This window comes from Nocardioides sp. NPDC127514, assembly GCF_040302125.1.
GTDB lineage: Bacteria > Actinomycetota > Actinomycetes > Propionibacteriales > Nocardioidaceae > Nocardioides.
Map to the genome: position 1 here is coordinate 23,934 of NZ_JBEORF010000027.1, position 17,898 is coordinate 41,831.

Here is a 17,898-nt window from a genome sequence, read left to right on the forward strand (position 1 = left end):
GGTGACAGAATTCATCGGTGAGCTTCCAGACGTACGCCGACCTGTGGCGGATCCCCGACGTGCGCCGCATCCTCGTGCTGGGCCTGTTCCTGCGGATCCCGATGCCGGCGTCCTCGGTCATCGTGACCCTCCACGTGGTCGGCCCGCTGGATCGCTCCTACGCCGAGGCGGGCCTGGTCTCGACGGTGCTCGCGATCGCGATGGCGATCTCCGCTCCCTGGCTCGGCCGGCTCCTCGACCGACTCGGCCTGCGGCGTACGCTCCTGCTGCCGCTGGCCGTACTCCCGATCGCCTGGTCGATCGCTCCTTGGGTGGGCTACCTCCCGCTGCTCGCGCTGGTCGCCGTCGCCGGGCTCTTCACGGTCCCGTCCTTCTCGGTCGTACGCCAGGTGATGATCCGTTCGGTCGGTCCCGGGCAGCGCACCGCGGCGCTGAGCGCCGATGCGATGATGACCGAGCTGGGCTTCATGGTCGGTCCGGTGATCGGCGTGCTCGGCGCCAGCTACTTCGGCACGGCCTGGGCGATGCTGCTGATCCAGTGGCTCGGGATCGCCGCGGCCGTCGTGCTGTGGCTGTTCAACCCGGTGATCACCGAGGGCGAGCCGACCCTTCCGAGCGACGCCGTCCCGAGCGACGCCGTTCCGAAGCGCCGCTTCGGGCTCCCCTCGTGGGTGAACCCGGGCGTCACGCTCCTGCTCGCCGGCACCTTCACCGCCTCGCTCATCCTCATCGCCGAGGACCTCGGCACCGTGGCCGCGATGCGCGACTTCGACCGCACCGCCCTGCTCGGGATCGTCATGGCGATCTGGGCGCTCGGATCGCTGCTCGGCGCACTCATCTACGGCGCCCTCAACAGCCACCCCTCCACCGCGGTGATGCTCGTCCTGCTGGGTGCGACGACGGTGCTGACCGCGTTCGCCTGGGACCCGATCTCCTTCGCCGTCCTGCTCCTGCTCAGCGGCTTCTTCTGCGCACCGACCCTGACCGCCGCGCTCGAGGCGATCACCAGCAGCGTCCCCTCGACCGTACGCGGCGAGGTGATGGGCTGGCACGGCTCGGCCATCACCCTCGGCAGCGCCGTCGGCGCCCCCACCGCCGGGTTCGCCATCGACCTGATCGGCTGGCAGGGCGGCTTCATCCTCGGCGGCGGCCTGGGCCTGCTCATCGCGGCGGCCATCTGGCTCACCACGCGACGGATGTCCACCCCCGCCGAGGCGTCACTCCCGCCGGGCGAGAAGTCGGCCGCGCCGGCCGAGTAGTCACCGTGGTGCCCTCTCGGCCGACGTACGTGACGCCTCGGGCTAGCGAGGTTTGCGACGGCGTAGGCCGGCGGCGATGAGCGCAGCGACCAAGACCCGAGAGGTGACCTCGACCGCCCCCGCGGCGACCATGTCGTCGTAGACCTCGGCGGGTACGTCGTAGTGGTCCCGGTCGAAGCCTCGGGCGGGGATGCCCATCCGGCTGGCGAAGGCGTGCAGCTCCTCGTAGGAGGTGTCACTGGCGAGGTGAGACCACATCCGGCCGCGACTGGGTACGTTCGGCGGGTCGATGAGGATCACGGGCCATTCTTACCGTGTCCATCCTGAGGCCACAGCCTTGACCGGTCGGCAAGAATGGGTCCTGATGAACACGACAGTGCTGTTCGAGGCTCGGGCGAGGGTGCTCCATGACCTCGATGCCCGCGGACTCGCCGGTGCGGCAGCCGTCTCCGCTCTCGAGGACGCGATGACCGAGCGCGGCTGGTGGGTGGAGCAGTGGCCGGAGGGCAAGGCGTACGTCGCCGGCCTGGTCGCCCAGGACGTGCAGGACCTGCTCTTCGACGGCGAGGCCTCCGCGCGCTGGCCGGTGTGCACGACGTGTCCGCCGGAGTCGCCGGTGCACTCGCTCCACATCACTCCCGACCTGGGAGGTCCGGACCCGATCTGGGTCTGCGAGGAGAGCGGCGACGTGGTCGCGCCGCTCGGCGATCTCTGACCAGCTCAGCAGGTCAGGACGGGCCGAGCTGTAGGTGCAGCGCGTAGCGGTCGGCACGGTAGACCGAGCGACACACCTCGACATAGCGGTCCCCCGCGACCGACTTCCGCTGCCTGCGGAGCACGGGGACACCGACCGAGAGGCCGAGCAGGGTGGCCTCCTCGATGTTGGCCACATCGGCACGGAACGTGTCGTCGACCCAGGACGGCCGCATCTGGCGACTGGCCAGCTCGGCGTAGAGACTGGTCGGCGCGGTCCGCTCGAGCATCCCCGGCACGATCGCCTCGTCGAGATAGACGTCCTCGATGCAGATCGGCACCCCGTCACCGCGGCGCAGACGCCGCCAGTGGACGACGGCGGCGCCCTCCTTGATGTTCAGCGCGCGGGCGATGGTGGGCCCGGCCTTCTCCCGGCCGAGCAGCAGCGTCTCGGAGGATGCCTGCATCCCCCGGCGAGCCATCTCCTCGCTGAACCCGAGCACCGGACTCGCCGCCCGCGGCGGACGCGCCACGAAGGTGCCCCGGCCCGGGATCCGGACCAGCAGACCGTCGGCGACGAGCGCGTCGAGCGCCTGCCGCACGGTGGCTCGGGCGACGCTGAACTTCTGGACCAGCTCGCGCTCGGAGGGCGCGGAGGCACCAGGGCTTTCGCCGATGACCAGCTCCCTGACGTACTCACGGATCTGGACGTGCTTGAGCGACCGCTCTCCCTCGACCGACCGGACCATGAGCAGAGCGTAGGTGTACACCTCGCGTACGTCCGGAGTTTCGTCAAGTTGTGACATTGCAGCGAGATGAGGCAGACCAGCTGCAACGAAATAAGAATGTCTGATTTGAGTAGAACACGTGTTCGATCACGAGGTATGGTGAAGGGGTGGACTTCCAGGGAACACTCTTCGCCCCCACAGACGACGAGACCACCGAGACGACCTACGAGCGGATCCACCTGGACCGCGGCGCCTGGGTGGACATCGCCCGCGGCTGGCTGCCCGATCCCGACGACGTCTTCGCGGCGCTGGTCAGCGACGTCCCGTGGCGCGAGGAGCGCCGGCAGATGTACGACCGCGTCGTCGACGTGCCCCGGCTCCTGCACACCTATCTGCAGGGCGACCCGCTCCCCCACCCTCGTCTCGCCGAAGCCCGCGGGCGCCTCACCGCCCACTACCTGCCCGAGCTGGGCGAGCCGTTCGTGACCGCGGGGTGCTGCTACTACCGCAACGGCCACGATTCGGTCGCCTGGCACGGCGACAAGATCGGCCGGGGCCGCACCGACGACACGATGGTCGCGATCGTCTCCGTCGGCGACCCCCGCCGCCTCGCGCTACGCCCCCACGGCGGAGGCAAGGGCATGAGCATCCAGATGGGCCACGGCGACCTCGTCGTCATGGGCGGCTCCTGCCAGCGCACCTGGGAGCACGCCATCCCCAAGGTCGCCTCCGCCGGCCCGCGGATCTCGGTCCAGTTCCGCCCGCGCAACGTCTTCTGAGTTCCGCCGGGATCAGCCGAAGGGTCGCATCGCGAGCACCCCGGTGCGCCGGTAGTTGTCGATCGCGGCATCCATCCTGCTGATGAACGAGTCGAGGACCCTGATCGCACTGACGTACCTGTGACCTCTCGCGCGGGTCAGGAAGGCCGCCTCGTACGACGCCACGGCGGTCCTCGCCTGCCCCATCAACTGTGCCTCGATCGAGTTGAACCGGCTGCTCACGTCCGCGAGCCGCGGCGACCACGCCCGCCAGGTTCGGTGCCTGGCGAGGTAGTTCCGCTGGTATCTCAAGGAGGCGGTGTCCGACTCGATCGCCGCGAGGTCGATCCGGATCGGACCTGCTTCAGCGGGGACCGGCTTGGTTGCGACGGCAACACCGATCGGCGCGAGTCCGGCAACCAGGGCAAAGGCCACGAGCATGACTCGTAGCCGGGTGGAGAGGTGGGGCACGGTGAACCTTTCTGAGGGAGTCTTGCGGCCCATCGTGGTCGGTCCCACACTCGCCTCGAACCCGTACCGTTCCCGTACCTCGAAGCCCGCCCCAGCACCCGTCTCAACCGTCCCGAGGTGGGTCCCAGATGCGTTCCGTACGCTGGTAGGAAAGGATGGGACTGACAGCCGACGCCTCTGGAGCCGCCTTGACCACCACCGCACCACCCATCGCCCCGCCGTCCGCTGAGGAGATCGCCAGGGCGAAGGAGATCGTCGGGCGGGTCAGCACCGCCTTCAGCAGCCGTGTGGTCGGCCAGGAGCGGCTCAGGACGGCGCTGCTGATCGCGCTGCTCTCCGAGGGTCACGTGTTGCTCGAGAGCGTTCCCGGGCTGGCCAAGACGCTGGCCGCGAGCACGCTGAGCCAGACCGTCAAGGCGCAGTTCTCCAGGATCCAGTGCACCCCCGACCTCCTGCCGAGCGACATCATCGGCACCCAGGTCTACGACCAGCGCAACCACGAGTTCGAGACCCAGCTCGGCCCGGTGCACGCCAACTTCGTGCTGCTGGACGAGATCAACCGAAGCTCCGCCAAGACGCAGAGCGCCATGCTCGAGGCGATGCAGGAGCGCCAGACGAGCATCGCGGGCCACATCCACCCGCTGCCGCGCCCGTTCATGGTGCTCGCCACGCAGAACCCGATCGAGGAGGAGGGCACCTACGTCCTCCCGCACGCGCAGATGGACCGGTTCCTGCTCAAGGAGATCGTCAACTATCCCAGCGACGCCGAGGAGCTCGTCGTCCTCGAGCGCATCGAGGCCGGCACGCTCGGCCCCGACCACGAGGTGACCCGCCCGGTCGCCGACCCCGACGACGTGATCTGGCTCCAAGACCTGACCAAGCGCGTCTACGTCGACCCGGCGATCAAGCGCTACATCGTCGCTCTCGTCCAGGCGACCCGCAACGCCCGCCAGCTCCTCGGGCCGGAGACGGGTTCCTACGTCGAGATCGGCGCGTCCCCGCGTGCCTCGATCGCGTTCCTGCAGGCGTCGCGCGCGGCGGCGCTGCTGCTCGGACGCTCGTACGTCACTCCCGAGGACGTGCGCGAGCTGCGCCACAGCATCCTGCGCCACCGGCTCCACCTCAGCTTCGAGGCGCTGGCCGAGAAGGTCCAGCCCGAGATGCTGGTCGACGCGCTGGTCCGCGCTGTCCCGAGCCCCTGAGTGGCGCCAGGAAGTCAGGCACAGAATGGCGACGTACCTTCCCCGGATCCGCACGCGGTTGATGATCCATGCCCACCGCAAGGTCCTGGGCCTGCTCGACGGGGAGTACGCCAGCGTCCAGACCGGTCGCAGCATGGACTTCCACGACCTGAGGGAGTACGTCCCCGGCGACGACGTCAAGGACATCGACTGGAAGGCGACGGCCCGGTCCCGGAGCCTGCTGGTCAAGCGATTCACCGCCGAGCGCCAGCATCTGGTGCTGCTGGCGATCTCCACCGGCCGGAGCATGGCGGCCCAGGCGACCGGCACCACGACCAAGCGTGAGCTGGCGATCTTCACCGCGGGCCTGGTCGGCTGGCTGGGCGTACGCCACGGCGACAAGGTCGCGGTCGCCTACGGCGACTCGGAGACCCAGAAGCTCACCAAGTCCGCGGACACCGAGGTCGCGCTCGAGCGGGCGCTCGGGCAGGCCCACGAGGCCATCACCCCCGACTCCGCCGAGGCCGACATCGTCGCCGTGCTGCGCCACATCGCCACCAACGTACGCCGCCGCGCGATCCTGCTCGTCGTCACCGACGAGCACTCGGTCAGCGACGAGATGGCCGCGGTCCTGCGCCGTCTCACCGTCCAGCACGAGGTCCTGGTCGCCGGCATCGACGACCTCGACCCCACCACGGCCGTGCCCGGCGGCGCACCGACCGTCGACGTCGACACCGTCTCCGCCCTGCCGGGATGGCTCACCGGCGACGCGGTCCTCCAGGCGCAGTACGCCGAGCTGGCCGCTGCCGAGGAGCACGGCCTGCGCGGCACCCTGGACCGTCTGGGCATCGCCTACCAGCGGGTCCAGGACGACGCCACCGCCATCGGCGCGGTCTTCCATCTCCTGGAGAGGCACCGTCATGCGCGCCGGTAGCGTCCCCGAGGAGTTCCAGCAGCCGCTGGCCCACTCGGGCTGGTGGCTGGTGCTCGCGCTCGCGGTGCTCGCCGCGGTGGCGCTCTACTACCTCGCGGTCATCCTGCTGACCCGCAAGCGCCGCCCGGTCGTCGAGGTCGAGACGCCCTGGGTGCCCGCGCCTCGTGACTTCCGTGCCGAGCACCTCGCCGAGATCGACCGGATCGAGCGGGCGGTGCACCGTGGTGACGTCCCGGCGCGAGTCGGCCACCAGCACCTGAGCCGCACCGTGCGCGACTACGTCGCCGAGGTCAGCCAGATCCCGGCCGACAAGATGGTCCTCGCCGACCTGAAGGCGACCGTACGCAGCGACCCTCGCACCCGCCCGCTGGCGATGGCCGTCGAGGTGATGTACCCGCCCGCCTTCGCCTCCGAGGAGGAGGGCAAGGCTGCCGAGCGCTTCCCCGAGGCGCTGAACCGTGCCCGTCAGGTGGTGACGACATGGATCTGAGATGGCCCGTCCTCGGCGCGATCGTGCTGGTCCTCACCATCATCGCGATCGCCGCGATCGTCGTCTTCGCCGCCCGGGTGCATCGCCGCCCGGCCGACGCGGTGCTCGTCGCCCACACCGAGCGCCTCAAGCGGCTCCCCCGGTTCCGTGAGCTCGCGACCCAGCAGCGGTGGCTGTCGTGGTGGCAGACCGCGGGGATCGCGCTCGCGGTGATCGGGTGCATCTGGCTGATCGCCCGGCCGCAGACCACCGACATCACCCAGAACCGCTACTCCACCCGCGACATCGTGCTCTGCCTGGACGCCTCGACCTCGATGTTCGACGAGGACACCGAGGTCACCCAGGCCTACTCCCGGCTCGTCGCCGGCCTCAACGGCGAGCGGGTCAGCCTCGTGCTGTGGAGCGACGCCGCGGTCACCGTCTTCCCGCTCACCGACGACTACGGCTGGGTGCAGGACGAGCTGGCGCGGGCCGGCCGGGCCTTCGCGCTCGGCGACCAGGAGTACGTCGCCGGAACCTATCTCGGCAAGGAGCGGGCGAGCCTGATCAGCGACGGGATCGTCTCCTGCGTCAAGCGCTTCGACCTGTCCAACTCCGAGCGTGGCCGGGCGGTCATCGTCGCCTCCGACAACGATCCTCAGGGCGGCCCGCCGGTCTACACGCTGCCCGAGGCCACCGAGTTCGCCAAGGAGCGCGACGTCCAGCTCTACGGCATCGGCTCCGCCGACCTCAGCTTCCAGGAGGACAAGCGCGCCACCTTCGACAAGGCGATGACCGACACCGGCGGCACCTTCTCGCTGCTCGGTGACGACGGTTCGATCGATTCGATCCTGGCCGGCATCGACCGGCTCTCCGCCGACGAGGTCGTCGAGCCGCCGAAGTACCAGATCCGCGACGCTCCCGGCTGGCCGATCGCGACGATCGTCCTCGGGGTCCTCATGCTGATCGCCGGGTGGGTCTACGCCCTGGTCCGCTCCGGGCGGCTGTCCCCGGGCCCGGCACCCCGGCAGGCGGGAGGCTCGTTGCCCCGACAGACCCGGCCACCGAGCGAGGTGGCCCGATGAGTGCATCGGGATGGCAGATACTGACGCTCGTACGCCGCGCGCTGATCGTCCTGCTCACCGTCGTCGTCCTGGTGCGCCCGAGCTGGGGCGCGGCGCCGGCCGAGATGCGTACGGCAGATCTCGATGTTCTCGTCGTGGTCGACCGGACACGGTCGATGGTCGCCGAGGACGCACCCGGCGGCGAGGCCCGGATGACGCAGCTCAAGAAAGACCTCAAGGCGCTCTCCGCGGCCCTGCCCTCCGTGCGGTTCGGCGCGATCACCTTCGGTGGCGAGGTCGTCCGCACCGAGATGCCGTTCACCTACGACACGACAGCTTTCAACGCCTGGGTCGACGGTCTCTACGCCGAGCGGGCCTTCGACGGGTCGGGCTCGATGGTCGACGCTCCGCGCGACGAAATGATCGAGGCCCTGGAGCGTGACCAGGAGCGATACCCCGAGCGGCGCCGGATCGTGGTGTTCGCCTCCGACGGCGAGAACACCCGTGGGGGCGTCGACCAGCAGTCGTTCGCCGAGGTCGACGACCTCTCGGCCGGCGGTGTGGTGCTCGGCTACGGCACCGAGGAGGGCGGCCGGATGCCGTGGGACGACGAACGTCCCCAGGATGGCTACCTCAAGGACGGCGACGGCCAGGACGCCCGGTCCCGGATCGACATCGCCAACCTGCGCGAGATCGCAGGTCAGATGGGTCTTCAGACCCTTCACCGCACGACGAAGGAGACCAAGGAGGTCACAACGGAGGCCTCGACCTGGGACTCCGAGATGCTCACCGAGGAGACCTCCGCCGGCGGCGAGACGTCCCGGGCTTGGCTCTTCGGCTTCCCGCTCCTGGCACTCTTGCTGTGGGAGCTGTGGGGCCATCGCCGCCGTGCGCACGAGGCCGAGGAGGTGCTGTCGTGACCGTCACCGAGACGCCTGTCGACTCGACCGAGCCGCAACCGCTACGCACCCCTCGCGAGCAGGTGCGGCGCGCGCTGCTCCTCGCCGGGATCGTGCCGGTGGTCATCGGCCTCGCCTTCCTGGGGAAGGTGATCCTGATGGGTCACCACGACCGCGGTGGCCGGGACGCCTGGGACGTACGCGACGCCGCGACCGCGATGGAGCACTACTCGGCCAACCGCGACCTCAACTTCCTGCAGCCGTGGATCGCTCACTTCGACGCCGGCAACGCGGCCTTCCTGCTCGGCGAGAACGCCCGCGCGGTCGCCTACTACGGCGAGGCGCTGGAGCGCGTGCCCGAGGACCACGAGTGCACCGTACGCATCAACATGTCACTGACCCAGGAAGCGATCGGCGACCGTGCCCGGGACGCCGGCAACCAGGCCGGCGCGAAGGCGGCCTACGAGGACGCTCTGGCCACGCTGAAGGAGGGCGACTGCCCCACCGACGCCGGCCAGGGCCCCGAGCAGTCCCAGCAGGGCGAGTCCGTCGAGGAGCGCCTGAAGGAGAAGCTGACCCCGAAGGTGCGGATCAAGCCCAACGAGCAGGAAGACCCGCCCGAGGAGCCGCAGAACCAGGACGAGAAGGAGGACAAGCTCGACCGGCGCAACGGCGACGGCGAGGCCTACCGCCGCGACGACGCCGACCTGGACGACTACGGCGGGTTCAGCGACGAACCCCAGTGGTGACGCTCAGCGCATGAGCGTCTGAGACGGGAGCTCCTGGAACTGTGCCCGGTACGCCTGGGAGAACCGTCCGAGGTGGAAGAAGCCCCATTGGGCGGCCACGGCGGTGACCGAGGTGGCGGTCGCGTCGGCGGCGAGCAGATCCGAGTGGGCACGGTCCAGCCGGGTACGACGCCAGTACTCCAGCGGAGTGGTGTCGAGGTCGCGCTGGAACGCCTCCTGCAGCGTGCGGGTGGAGACGCCGACCTTCTGGGCCAGCTCGGCGACCTTCCAGGGGCGCTCGGGGTGGGCCTCGAGGAGGTCCACGGCCATGCGTACGGCCCGGGAGATGGTGGAGGATCCGGTCTCGGAGACGATCTCCAGGGACGTGTTGGCCTGGATCGTCAGCAGTCCCCCGATGAGCGCCTGCTCGTAGGGCGCGGCCACCAGCGGGGAGCTCATCAGCGTGCCCCCGGCCTCGACGTTGTCGTAGGCCAGCCGCACCATCTTCAGCCAGTCGCGCACCTCGGGCCGGCCGAGGTCGAGCGTGGGGTCGAAGACCACCGGCCCGGAGCCGCCGATGCCTGCGGCCGCCTCCTCGACGGCGCTGCGGCGGATGTACACCTGCAGCTTCTCGCAGCCGTCGGACCAGAGCATGTCGACCGGTTCGGTCGGCGAGCCGATCGAGGCGCGAGTGCGGTCGGCGAGGACGACGTGCTCCCCCACCTTGACCTTGGCGGTGCCGGCCAGCGGGAGCTGGATCAGGTAGAAGTCGTCGAAGGTGCCGGGAGTGATCCGCACCTCGTCGCCGTAGCGCATGTAGTTGAGCATCACGTCCTCACCCAGCGGCGCGGCGTTGTGCACCATGTCGAGGTGGGAGCCGGCCTTGGTCAGCGCCAGGTAGTGAGCACAGAATCGTTCGGCCACGGCTTCTCTGGCCTGGTCCACGTCAGTGGTGGCGACAACCGTGTGGCGGCCCAGCAGGGGACGGGGCAATGGAGGCTCCTGGCGCGTGGCTCGATTGACCGAAGAGCGTAGCGGAGCCGGCGCCGCGTCAACGCGAACACGGCGCAATCACTGTCTAAGGTCCCAGCCGAGGTCCTGCCCCGGTCCCGAACGAGATGCCGGTCCCACCCTGGAGTAACCGGCATCTCGCCGTACTAGCTCCTCGCTGCCAGCTTCTCCACGAGCCTGGGAGTGATGGAGGCGTACGCCTTCGGGTCGATCGGCAGCAGCCACTGCACTGCTTTGACCCGCTTGCTGACGTCGATGCCGACGTCACCGAGAACCTCGTCGATGTTGTGCATCGAGAACGGGATGATGTTGGTGCCGCGGGCGTGGTGGCCGTCGGTGCGCTCCCGCATCCAGGCCAGCCGCGCGGTGACATGGGCCTCCATCTCCTCCGCGGGCGGAACCTCGTGACCGCCACCGAGGTGCGAGCCGATCCAGACGGCGCTCATCTCGGCCGAGAGCGGCGAGAAGAACGAGGAGTTGTAGCCGGCGAAGGTCAGGTCCTTCACGCTCAGCGGCAGGATCTGGCGGTAGAGCTGGTAGTCGCCGTTGTCGTCGGTGAGCTGGTCCTGGATCTCCTCGGAGAAGAACGGGAGCTCCTGCTTGAACCCGGTCGCGGTCACCACGACGTCGGCGGGAACCGCGCGCCCGTTGGCGAGCTCGGCGTACGGCTTGCCGTCCTTGGTCACGAAGGCGGCGATCTCGGTGTCACGCTCGACGGCGATGTCCCCGGCCTCGACGCCCTCGAAGAAGCCCTCGGTGGCCAGCGAGACCGTCGAGCGGGCGATGTCGGTGAACTGGCCCTTGGGCAGCAGCCCGAGCTTCTTCAGCTTGAGCTGGCTGGTGGTGACCGACTCGACGCTGCCGACCATCGACCCGGCCATCTTCGAGCCCCCCGCGTGCAGGGCCTTCTCGGCCCCGCGGATGCTCTGGTAGGGGAACAGCCCCTCCCCCAGGCGGGTGAGCAGCAGCATCTTGTAGTTGAGGACGCCCTTGATCTTGCGGGGCATCTTCCACAGCAGCTGGCGCGCGACCACGGTGGTCGAGGCCGCCTCCTTGGCGATCTCGACGGCGACGTCGCAGGCCGACTTCCCGTAGCCGACGACCAGGACGTGCTTGCCGTTGACGGTCTCCAGGTCGTGCAGCTCGCTCGCCGCGAGGATCTTGCCTCCGGCGGCCTCCAGCTCGTCGACCCCGTCGTACGCGGGGGCGAACGGCTCCGAGAAGACGCCGCTGGCCACGACCAGATGGTCGTGATGCTCGGTCGTCTCGCCGTCGTCACCCGCCAAGGTGATGTCCCAGCCGCCCCCTCCAGCCGGCTGGGCACTCCGCACCTCGGTGGAGAGCTTGATCATCGGGGCGAGCTCGAACTTCTCGACGTACATCTCGAGGTAGCTCTGCACCTGCTCGCCGCTGAGCCACTCGGGGAACACCTTCGGCATCCTCAGGTCCGAGAGCGTGTAGGAGTCCTTGTTGTTCTGCGTCGTCAGGCCCGGGTAACGACGGGTCCGGCTCCAGACGCCGCCGACATCCGGGGCCTTCTCGTAGACGGTGACGTCATGACCGAGCTCGGTGAGCACCTTCGCCGAGGCAACGCCCGCGAACCCGGCACCGATGACCGCGATCTTCACTTTTCTGTTTCCTCTCGCAGCAGGGTCTGCGTACGCAAAACGCTAGAGAGGTCGCGTAGCGCTCCGCTATCCACGGTGCGCGAGAGGTATCCGGTTTGCGCGACGGATTCGTAGCGCAGACCGGCCTCAGCCCCGCAGGAGCCTGTAGACGATCACCACCGCCGCGATCACGGCCACCCCGACGGCGATCTTCCTGCCGTAGTTCTTGATCAGCACCGGTACGACCGTCGCACCCAGATCGAGTGCCTCGGGCTGCTTGGTCGCCGCGTGCCTCGGTGCCTGCGGTGCGGGCGACTCAGCTGTCGGCGCAGGCTTCGCGGGCTCAGCGATCCCTTCGCCCGACGGCTCCTCCACAGCAGGCGGCTCCGGCGCAGCCGGGGCCGACTTCTGCTCCAGGCACGCGACGAACTGGCCGAGAAGCTTGTCGGAGACGTCCTGCATCACCCCGCGCCCGAACTGGGCGGGCTTTCCGGTGACGGCGAGGTCGGTGACGATCTCGACCTTCGTGCCGGTGCCCTCCGGGGCCATGGTCAAGGTCGCGTTGGCACCGGCGGTGCCGTTGCCGCGCTTGTCCCGCCCCTTGGCCTCGACGACCAGGCGGCGAGCGGCCTCGTCCTTCTCGACGAACGTGCCGGAGCCGGCGTAGACCATGGCGATCGGGCCGAGCTTGACCTTCACCGTGCCGGTGAAGGTGTCGCCCTCGGCCGAGGTGACCTGGGCTCCCGGGAAGCACTCGGCGAGCGAGCCGATGTCCAGGAAGCTGTTCCAGGTCTCCTCGACCGAGGTCGGAACCGTGAACTCGTGCGTCAGGTCCACGCCTCAGCCCCCGAGGGCCTTCGTGATCGCGCGCCGGGTCAGCACCGTGACCAGATGACGCCGGTAGTCGGCGTCACCGTTGAGGTCGGAGGGCGGCTCGGCGCCGTCCGCGGCCAGGGCCGCGGCGTTGCGTACGACCTCCTCGGTGGCCTGCTGGCCGACCAGCGCCTGCTCGACGCCGGCGGCACGCAACGGAGTGGAGCCCATGTTGGTGAGACCGATCGCCGCGCCCTCGATCACCCCGCCGGAGACCTTGAGGGTCGCGCCGACCGCGCAGATCGGCCACTGGTGGGCGACCCGGACGAACTTCTCGTAGTGGGCCGTCCATCCGGTGTGCTTCGGGATGCGTACGCCGATGAGCAGCTCGTCCTCGGAGACGGCCGTGTCGAAGAGCCCCTGGAAGAACTCGGCACCTGGGACGACCCGCTCCCCGGCCGGCCCGGCGATGACGAACTCGGCGTCCAGGGCCAGGGCCGGGGCTCCGAGGTCGCCCGCCGGGTCGGCGTGGGCGAGCGCGCCACCGAACGTGCCGCGGTGGCGTACCTGCTCGTCGGCGACCGTCGCCGTGGCACGAGCGACCAGGGCCGCGTGCTCGGCGACCAGAGGATCGGCCGCGACGTCACAGTGGCGCGTCATGGCGCCGACGAAGATCGACTCACCCTCGTCGCGTACGCCGCGGAGCGAGTCGATACGACCGAGGTCGATGACCCACTCCGGAGCGTTGAGGCGCATCCTCAGCACCGGCAGCAGGCTCTGTCCGCCGGCGATGATCTTGGCCTCGTCGCCGTACTGCGCGAGGGCGGCCAGCGCCTCCTCGACCGTGGTCGGGGCGACGTAGTCGAACGATGCGGGAATCACTGGACCTCTCCTTCCGTGCGGTCGACGTTCCCGGACATGCCCGTCGACGGATCGAAGTGTGCTGCGGCCGCGCCGGTGGTCTCGCCACCGGACGAGCCCTCGTTGATCGCCCGCCACACCCGTTCCGGCGTGCAGGGCATGGTCACGTCGTGCACGCCCAGCGGGCGCAGCGCGTCGACGACCGCGTTGACCACGGCGGGCGTGGAGGCGATCGTGCCGGCCTCACCGACGCCCTTGGTGCCGAGCGTGTTGGTGGTGGCGGGCGAGGTGGTGTGGTCGATGTCGAAGCTGATCGTGTCGGCGGCCGTCGGCAGCAGGTAGTCCACGAACGAGCCCGACACCAGGGTCCCGGCGTCGTCGTAGACCGCGTCCTCCCACAGCGCCTGAGCGATGCCCTGGACCAGGCCACCGTGCACCTGACCTGCGACGATGAGCGGGTTGATGATGTTGCCGATGTCGTCGCAGCAGACGTACTTCCGCATCTTCACCTGGCCGGTCTCGGTGTCGACCTCCATCGCGCACAGGTGGGTCCCGTGCGGGAAGTTGAAGTTCTCCGGGTCGAAGGTGGCCTCGGAGTCGAGGTTGGCCTCGACCCCGTCGGGCAGGTTGTGCGCGGCGAAGACCGCCGTGGACAGCTCGCCGATGGACATGCCCTGGTCGGTGCCGCGCACCGTCCACCTGCCGCCGGTGAACTCCATGTCGTCGACGCTCGCCTCGAGCAGGTGGGCCGCGATCGGCTTGGCCTTCTCGAGCACCTTGTCGGCAGCCCGCACGAGCGCCTCCCCGCCCACGACCAGCGACCTGGACCCGTAGGTGTCGTAGCCCTTGGCCGCGATCTGGGTGTCGCCGTGGAGCACCTCGACGTCCTCGAAGGCCACCCCGAGACGGTCCGCCACGATCTGGCTGAACGCGGTCTCGTGGCCCTGGCCGTGGGCGCTGGCCCCGGTGATGACCTCGACCTTGCCGGTGGGCGTCAGTCGCACCTGGGCGTGCTCCCAGCCGCCGGCTCCGTAGTCGAGGCTGCCGAGGACTCGGGACGGAGCCAGGCCGCACATCTCGGTGAAGGTGGAGATGCCGATACCGAGCTGGACCGGGTCGTTGTTGGCGCGGCGCTCGGCCTGCTCGGCCCGGAGCGCGTCGTAGCCGAACATCTCCTTCGCCTTGGCGGTCGCCGCCTCGTAGTTCCCGGAGTCGTAGGTCAGACCGGCGATGGTCGTGAACGGGAACTCCTCGTGCTTGATCCAGTTCTTCTCCCGGATCTCGAGCGGGTCGACCCCGACCTCGGCGGCCAGCTCGTCCATCAGCCGCTCGATGGCGTACGTCGCCTCCGGCCGCCCCGCGCCGCGGTAGGCGTCGGTCCAGGTGGTGTTGGTGAACACCGTCTGGCAGTTGAACTGGTAGGCCGGGAACTTGTAGATCGCGTTGAACATGAAGGCGCCGAGGACCGGGACACCGCCGCCGACGATGGCGACGTACGCCCCCAGGTTGGCGTCGAGCTCGACCTTGAGGCCGGTGACCTGGCCGTCCTTGGTGGCCGAGAGGGTCAGCTTCTGGATCTGGTCTCGCCCGTGGTGAGCGGAGAGCAGCGACTCGGAGCGGGTCTCGGTGTACTTCACCGGCTTGCCGAGCCGGCGAGCCATCGCGAAGACGATCATCTCCTCCGGCGTCTGCTGGAGCTTGCCGCCGAAGCCGCCGCCGACGTCGGGCGCGATCACCCGGATCTTCGACTCGGGCACGCCCGTGGTCGCGGCGAACGCGAACCGCAGGATGTGCGGGATCTGGGTGGCGCTCCACACCGTGATCTGCTCACCGGTCGGGTCGCACACCACGCTGCGGGGCTCCATGAACGCCGGGATCAGCCGCTGCTGGCGGTAGGTGCGCTCGATGACGATCCCGTCGCTCTTCGCGGAGGCGATCGCCTCGTCGACGCTGCCGCCGGTGCCGGCCTGGGCGCTGTCGAAGACCCACAGGGCGGACTTGTTGGTGCCGAGGTCGGGGTGCGCGAGCACCTCGTCCTTGACCGCCTCCTCGAGGGAGACGACCGCGGGGAGCTCCTCGTAGTCGACCTCGACCATCTCGGCGGCGTCCCGGGCCGCGGCCGCTGAGCGGGCGGCCACGACCGCGACGATCTCACCGGCGAAGGTGACCCGGTCGGTGGCGACCGGCGGGTGGGCCGGCGTCTTCTGGTCGGGCGTGATCGGCCAGGCGTTGATGCAGACGCCGAGGCTCTCGTCGAAGTCCTTGGCGGCCAGCACGGTCACCACACCCTCGGACTCCTCCGCGGCGCTGGTGTCGATGCCGGTGATCCGCGCGTGCGCGAACGGGCTGCGCACCATCGCGAGGTGCAGCATCCCGGGCAGGTTGATGTTGTCGGTCCAGCGCGTCCGTCCCGTGATCAGGCGCGCGTCCTCCTTGCGGCGGCGGTCGCGGCCGATCTCGTTGGTCTGCTCCGGACGAGCTTCTACGGCGGTCACAGCGCGTCCACCTCCTCGGTCGCGCCCTTGGGGCCGGCAGCCGTGGCCAGGTGGCCGCTGGCGTACTGCACCGCGCGGACGATGTTGTGGTAGCCCGTGCAGCGACACAGGTTGCCCTCGATGCCCTCACGGATCTCTTCCTCGCTGGGCTGCGGGTTGCGCTTGAGCAGGTCGACGGACTGCATGATCATGCCCGGCGTGCAGAATCCGCACTGCAGGCCGTGGCACTCACGGAACGCCTCCTGGACCGGGTGGAGGTCGCTCTCGACCGTGTCGGCGAGGCCCTCGATCGTGGTCACCTCGCATCCGTCGGCCTGGACCGCGAGCACGTTGCACGACTTCACCGAGTCGCCGTCGAGATGGACCGTGCAGGCGCCGCAGTTGCTGGTGTCGCAACCGATCACCGTGCCGGTCTTGCCGAGTCCTTCGCGAAGGTACTGCACGAGCAGCGTTCGTGGTTCGACGTCGTCGGTGACCTTCATACCGTCGACGCGCATGCTGATCCGGGCCATGTTGTCTCCCTGCCAGACGTCACTGTTCTAGTGGAAAGCTGTGTGGGCCAGATCACACTAGGACGCGCAGGGTTGGGCGTCGGTTGGCTGCTCGGGTGGCGTACCCGTTCTTGGTCAGCGGCTGGCAGCCAGGCGTGCCCTGAGCAGGGGCAACGCGGGGTGCGCGCTGCCGCCCAGGTGGCGCAGACAGACGTCGACGACCTCGGTGTCGTACGGAGCCAGCTCGCTGTAGCTCAGCACCGCGTCGGGCTGCGGGTCGGCGATCAGCGCCTCGCGCAGCGCGACCGCGACGTACTCGGCCATCTCGGCCAGCGCCGGACTGTTGGTGCCGGGCAGAAGATCACCGCCGTACGCCTCCACAGCAGCGGCCACCCGGCCGTGCCGGACCAGGGCGAGCACCTGCTCGACGTCGGTCGCGACCGGCATCAGCAGGCGGTAGGGCCGCGACGCGACCTGGCCGCCGAGGGCGTGGCGCAGGTGGGAGACCTCCGCCTTGAGCGTCGAGAAGGTGACCGCCTGGTCGCCGTAGACCATCGCGTGCAGCCGCTCCAGCGAGAGGCCCTCGGGGTGGAGCGCGAGCAGGGCGAGGATCTCGGTCTGGCGGCGGTTGAGCAGCAGCCGTTGCCCGTCGAGCCAGGTCTCGGCGGTGCCGAGCAGCGTCAGCACCAGCCCCGGCTGCTCGATCGCCTCGTCGCTGTCACGCTGGGTCGGCATCTTCGGCAGCGCGCTCTCGATGAGCCGCGCCATCACCCGGGCGGTGGCCAGCCCGATCGGATGGGTGCGGTCCCAGGTGGTGGAGAGGTCGAGGACACCGAGGTGCTTGCCGGTGACGGGGTCGTGGAGCGGCGCGGCCCAGCAGACCCAGTTGTGCACGACCTCGGCGTAGTGCTCGGGGCCGAAGACCATCGACGGCGAGTTGGTGCGGTTGGCGAGGTCGAGCGCGTTGGTGCCGGCGCTCTCGTCGTCCCAGCGGCCACCCGGCACGAAGTTGACCGACTCCGCCTTCCGTCGCATCACCCGGCCGCCGTACGTCCACAGCACCCGGGTGTCGGGGTCGGTCACCGCGATGACCAGGTCGCCGTCGTCGGCGGTGCACCGCAGCTCCTCCTCGACCCGCTCGACCGCCACCTGGAGCGGCGAGCCGCGCCACATCTCGCGGGTCTCGTCCTCATCGGCCAGCGGCGCCTCGCGTACGTCCGTCCTGACGGTCGTCGCCGAGCGCGTCCAGCTGCTCAGGATCTCGGGCCGGACGAAGTCCTCGGCGGCATCGCCGCTCTCCACGAAGGCGGTCCACGCCCGCGCCGCGCTGATACGGCGCTCCTGCAGATCGCTACGAACCATCACTCCCCCTTTGGAGCTCGGCCCATTGAGGCTCGGTTCTGCCAAGGTAGCACCCTGTGACGTGCCTCACGATC

The 17,898-nt window shown here is 69.6% G+C and carries 19 protein-coding genes; 9 read left to right on the forward strand and 10 right to left on the reverse strand.

From position 1 onward, the window contains the following. Positions 1 to 17 precede the first annotated feature (17 nt). Positions 18 to 1,259 carry an MFS transporter gene (locus ABTX24_RS20860; RefSeq protein ID WP_350842272.1) on the forward strand — a complete coding sequence of 414 codons (1,242 nt, stop codon included), beginning with the start codon at positions 18 to 20 and terminating at the stop codon, positions 1,257 to 1,259. Between the two features lie 42 nt (positions 1,260 to 1,301). Here the strand turns inward: ABTX24_RS20860 and ABTX24_RS20865 are convergent, their stop codons facing one another. Then, positions 1,302 to 1,559 carry a DUF4031 domain-containing protein gene (locus ABTX24_RS20865; protein ID WP_350842274.1) on the reverse strand — a complete coding sequence of 86 codons (258 nt, stop codon included), beginning with the start codon at positions 1,557 to 1,559 and terminating at the stop codon, positions 1,302 to 1,304. Between the two features lie 64 nt (positions 1,560 to 1,623). Here ABTX24_RS20865 and ABTX24_RS20870 point away from each other — a divergent pair, with 64 nt between their 5' ends. Further along, positions 1,624 to 1,974: a DUF8819 family protein gene (locus ABTX24_RS20870; protein ID WP_160026922.1), complete on the forward strand. Its 351-nt coding sequence runs from the start codon at positions 1,624 to 1,626 to the stop codon at positions 1,972 to 1,974. A gap of 13 nt (positions 1,975 to 1,987) precedes the next feature. Here the strand turns inward: ABTX24_RS20870 and ABTX24_RS20875 are convergent, their stop codons facing one another. Further along, on the reverse strand, positions 1,988 to 2,758 hold the full coding sequence (locus tag ABTX24_RS20875) for a GntR family transcriptional regulator (protein ID WP_350842275.1): 771 nt from the start codon (positions 2,756 to 2,758) through the stop codon (positions 1,988 to 1,990). An 89-nt stretch (positions 2,759 to 2,847) separates the two neighbouring features. Between ABTX24_RS20875 and ABTX24_RS20880 the strand changes: the two genes are divergently transcribed. Continuing rightward, entirely contained in the window at positions 2,848 to 3,459 is a 612-nt protein-coding gene (locus ABTX24_RS20880) for an alpha-ketoglutarate-dependent dioxygenase AlkB (protein ID WP_160026920.1), read from the forward strand. A 12-nt stretch (positions 3,460 to 3,471) separates the two neighbouring features. Here the strand turns inward: ABTX24_RS20880 and ABTX24_RS20885 are convergent, their stop codons facing one another. Beyond that, positions 3,472 to 3,909 (reverse strand): hypothetical protein, encoded by a 438-nt coding sequence (locus ABTX24_RS20885; RefSeq protein WP_350842277.1) that lies wholly within the window; start codon positions 3,907 to 3,909, stop codon positions 3,472 to 3,474. A 188-nt stretch (positions 3,910 to 4,097) separates the two neighbouring features. Here ABTX24_RS20885 and ABTX24_RS20890 point away from each other — a divergent pair, with 188 nt between their 5' ends. The 6 genes from ABTX24_RS20890 to ABTX24_RS20915 are packed head-to-tail and all read left to right on the forward strand — an operon-like array spanning position 4,098 to position 9,205. Next, positions 4,098 to 5,111 carry an AAA family ATPase gene (locus ABTX24_RS20890; RefSeq protein ID WP_201451222.1) on the forward strand — a complete coding sequence of 338 codons (1,014 nt, stop codon included), beginning with the start codon at positions 4,098 to 4,100 and terminating at the stop codon, positions 5,109 to 5,111. Between the two features lie 25 nt (positions 5,112 to 5,136). Continuing rightward, the gene (locus tag ABTX24_RS20895) at positions 5,137 to 6,024 is read left to right on the forward strand and encodes a DUF58 domain-containing protein (RefSeq protein WP_350842279.1); all 888 of its coding nucleotides are present in this window, start codon (positions 5,137 to 5,139) and stop codon (positions 6,022 to 6,024) included. Next, positions 6,011 to 6,514, forward strand: coding sequence for a hypothetical protein (locus tag ABTX24_RS20900; protein ID WP_350842281.1), 504 nt, complete (start codon positions 6,011 to 6,013; stop codon positions 6,512 to 6,514). The genes ABTX24_RS20895 and ABTX24_RS20900 overlap by 14 nt, the downstream gene beginning before the upstream one ends. Then, positions 6,505 to 7,578: a VWA domain-containing protein gene (locus ABTX24_RS20905; RefSeq protein ID WP_350842283.1), complete on the forward strand. Its 1,074-nt coding sequence runs from the start codon at positions 6,505 to 6,507 to the stop codon at positions 7,576 to 7,578. The genes ABTX24_RS20900 and ABTX24_RS20905 overlap by 10 nt, the downstream gene beginning before the upstream one ends. After that, positions 7,575 to 8,477: a vWA domain-containing protein gene (locus ABTX24_RS20910; protein WP_350842284.1), complete on the forward strand. Its 903-nt coding sequence runs from the start codon at positions 7,575 to 7,577 to the stop codon at positions 8,475 to 8,477. Before ABTX24_RS20905 ends, ABTX24_RS20910 begins: the two co-directional genes overlap by 4 nt. Further along, complete coding sequence (locus ABTX24_RS20915) at positions 8,474 to 9,205, forward strand: tetratricopeptide repeat protein (RefSeq protein ID WP_350842286.1); 732 nt, start codon at positions 8,474 to 8,476, stop codon at positions 9,203 to 9,205. Before ABTX24_RS20910 ends, ABTX24_RS20915 begins: the two co-directional genes overlap by 4 nt. 3 nt (positions 9,206 to 9,208) lie before the next feature. Here ABTX24_RS20915 and ABTX24_RS20920 read toward each other — a convergent pair whose 3' ends face one another. From ABTX24_RS20920 to ABTX24_RS20950, 7 genes are all read right to left on the reverse strand, one after another. Then, a complete protein-coding gene (locus ABTX24_RS20920) occupies positions 9,209 to 10,177 on the reverse strand; it encodes an AraC family transcriptional regulator (protein WP_350842288.1) in 969 nt (322 codons plus the stop codon). Between the two features lie 164 nt (positions 10,178 to 10,341). Then, entirely contained in the window at positions 10,342 to 11,823 is a 1,482-nt protein-coding gene (locus ABTX24_RS20925) for a flavin-containing monooxygenase (protein WP_350842290.1), read from the reverse strand. Positions 11,824 to 11,949: 126 nt separating this feature from the next. Beyond that, a complete protein-coding gene (locus ABTX24_RS20930) occupies positions 11,950 to 12,639 on the reverse strand; it encodes an SRPBCC family protein (RefSeq protein WP_350842292.1) in 690 nt (229 codons plus the stop codon). A 3-nt stretch (positions 12,640 to 12,642) separates the two neighbouring features. After that, positions 12,643 to 13,497: an FAD binding domain-containing protein gene (locus ABTX24_RS20935; protein WP_350842294.1), complete on the reverse strand. Its 855-nt coding sequence runs from the start codon at positions 13,495 to 13,497 to the stop codon at positions 12,643 to 12,645. Beyond that, positions 13,494 to 15,971, reverse strand: a complete 2,478-nt coding sequence (locus ABTX24_RS20940) for a xanthine dehydrogenase family protein molybdopterin-binding subunit (RefSeq protein WP_350842296.1) — start codon at positions 15,969 to 15,971, stop codon at positions 13,494 to 13,496. Before ABTX24_RS20940 ends, ABTX24_RS20935 begins: the two co-directional genes overlap by 4 nt. Continuing rightward, entirely contained in the window at positions 15,968 to 16,483 is a 516-nt protein-coding gene (locus tag ABTX24_RS20945; protein WP_160026894.1) for a (2Fe-2S)-binding protein, read from the reverse strand. The genes ABTX24_RS20940 and ABTX24_RS20945 overlap by 4 nt, the downstream gene beginning before the upstream one ends. Positions 16,484 to 16,597: 114 nt before the next feature. Beyond that, on the reverse strand, positions 16,598 to 17,824 hold the full coding sequence (locus ABTX24_RS20950) for a helix-turn-helix domain-containing protein (RefSeq protein ID WP_160026892.1): 1,227 nt from the start codon (positions 17,822 to 17,824) through the stop codon (positions 16,598 to 16,600). Positions 17,825 to 17,898: the final 74 nt, after the last annotated feature.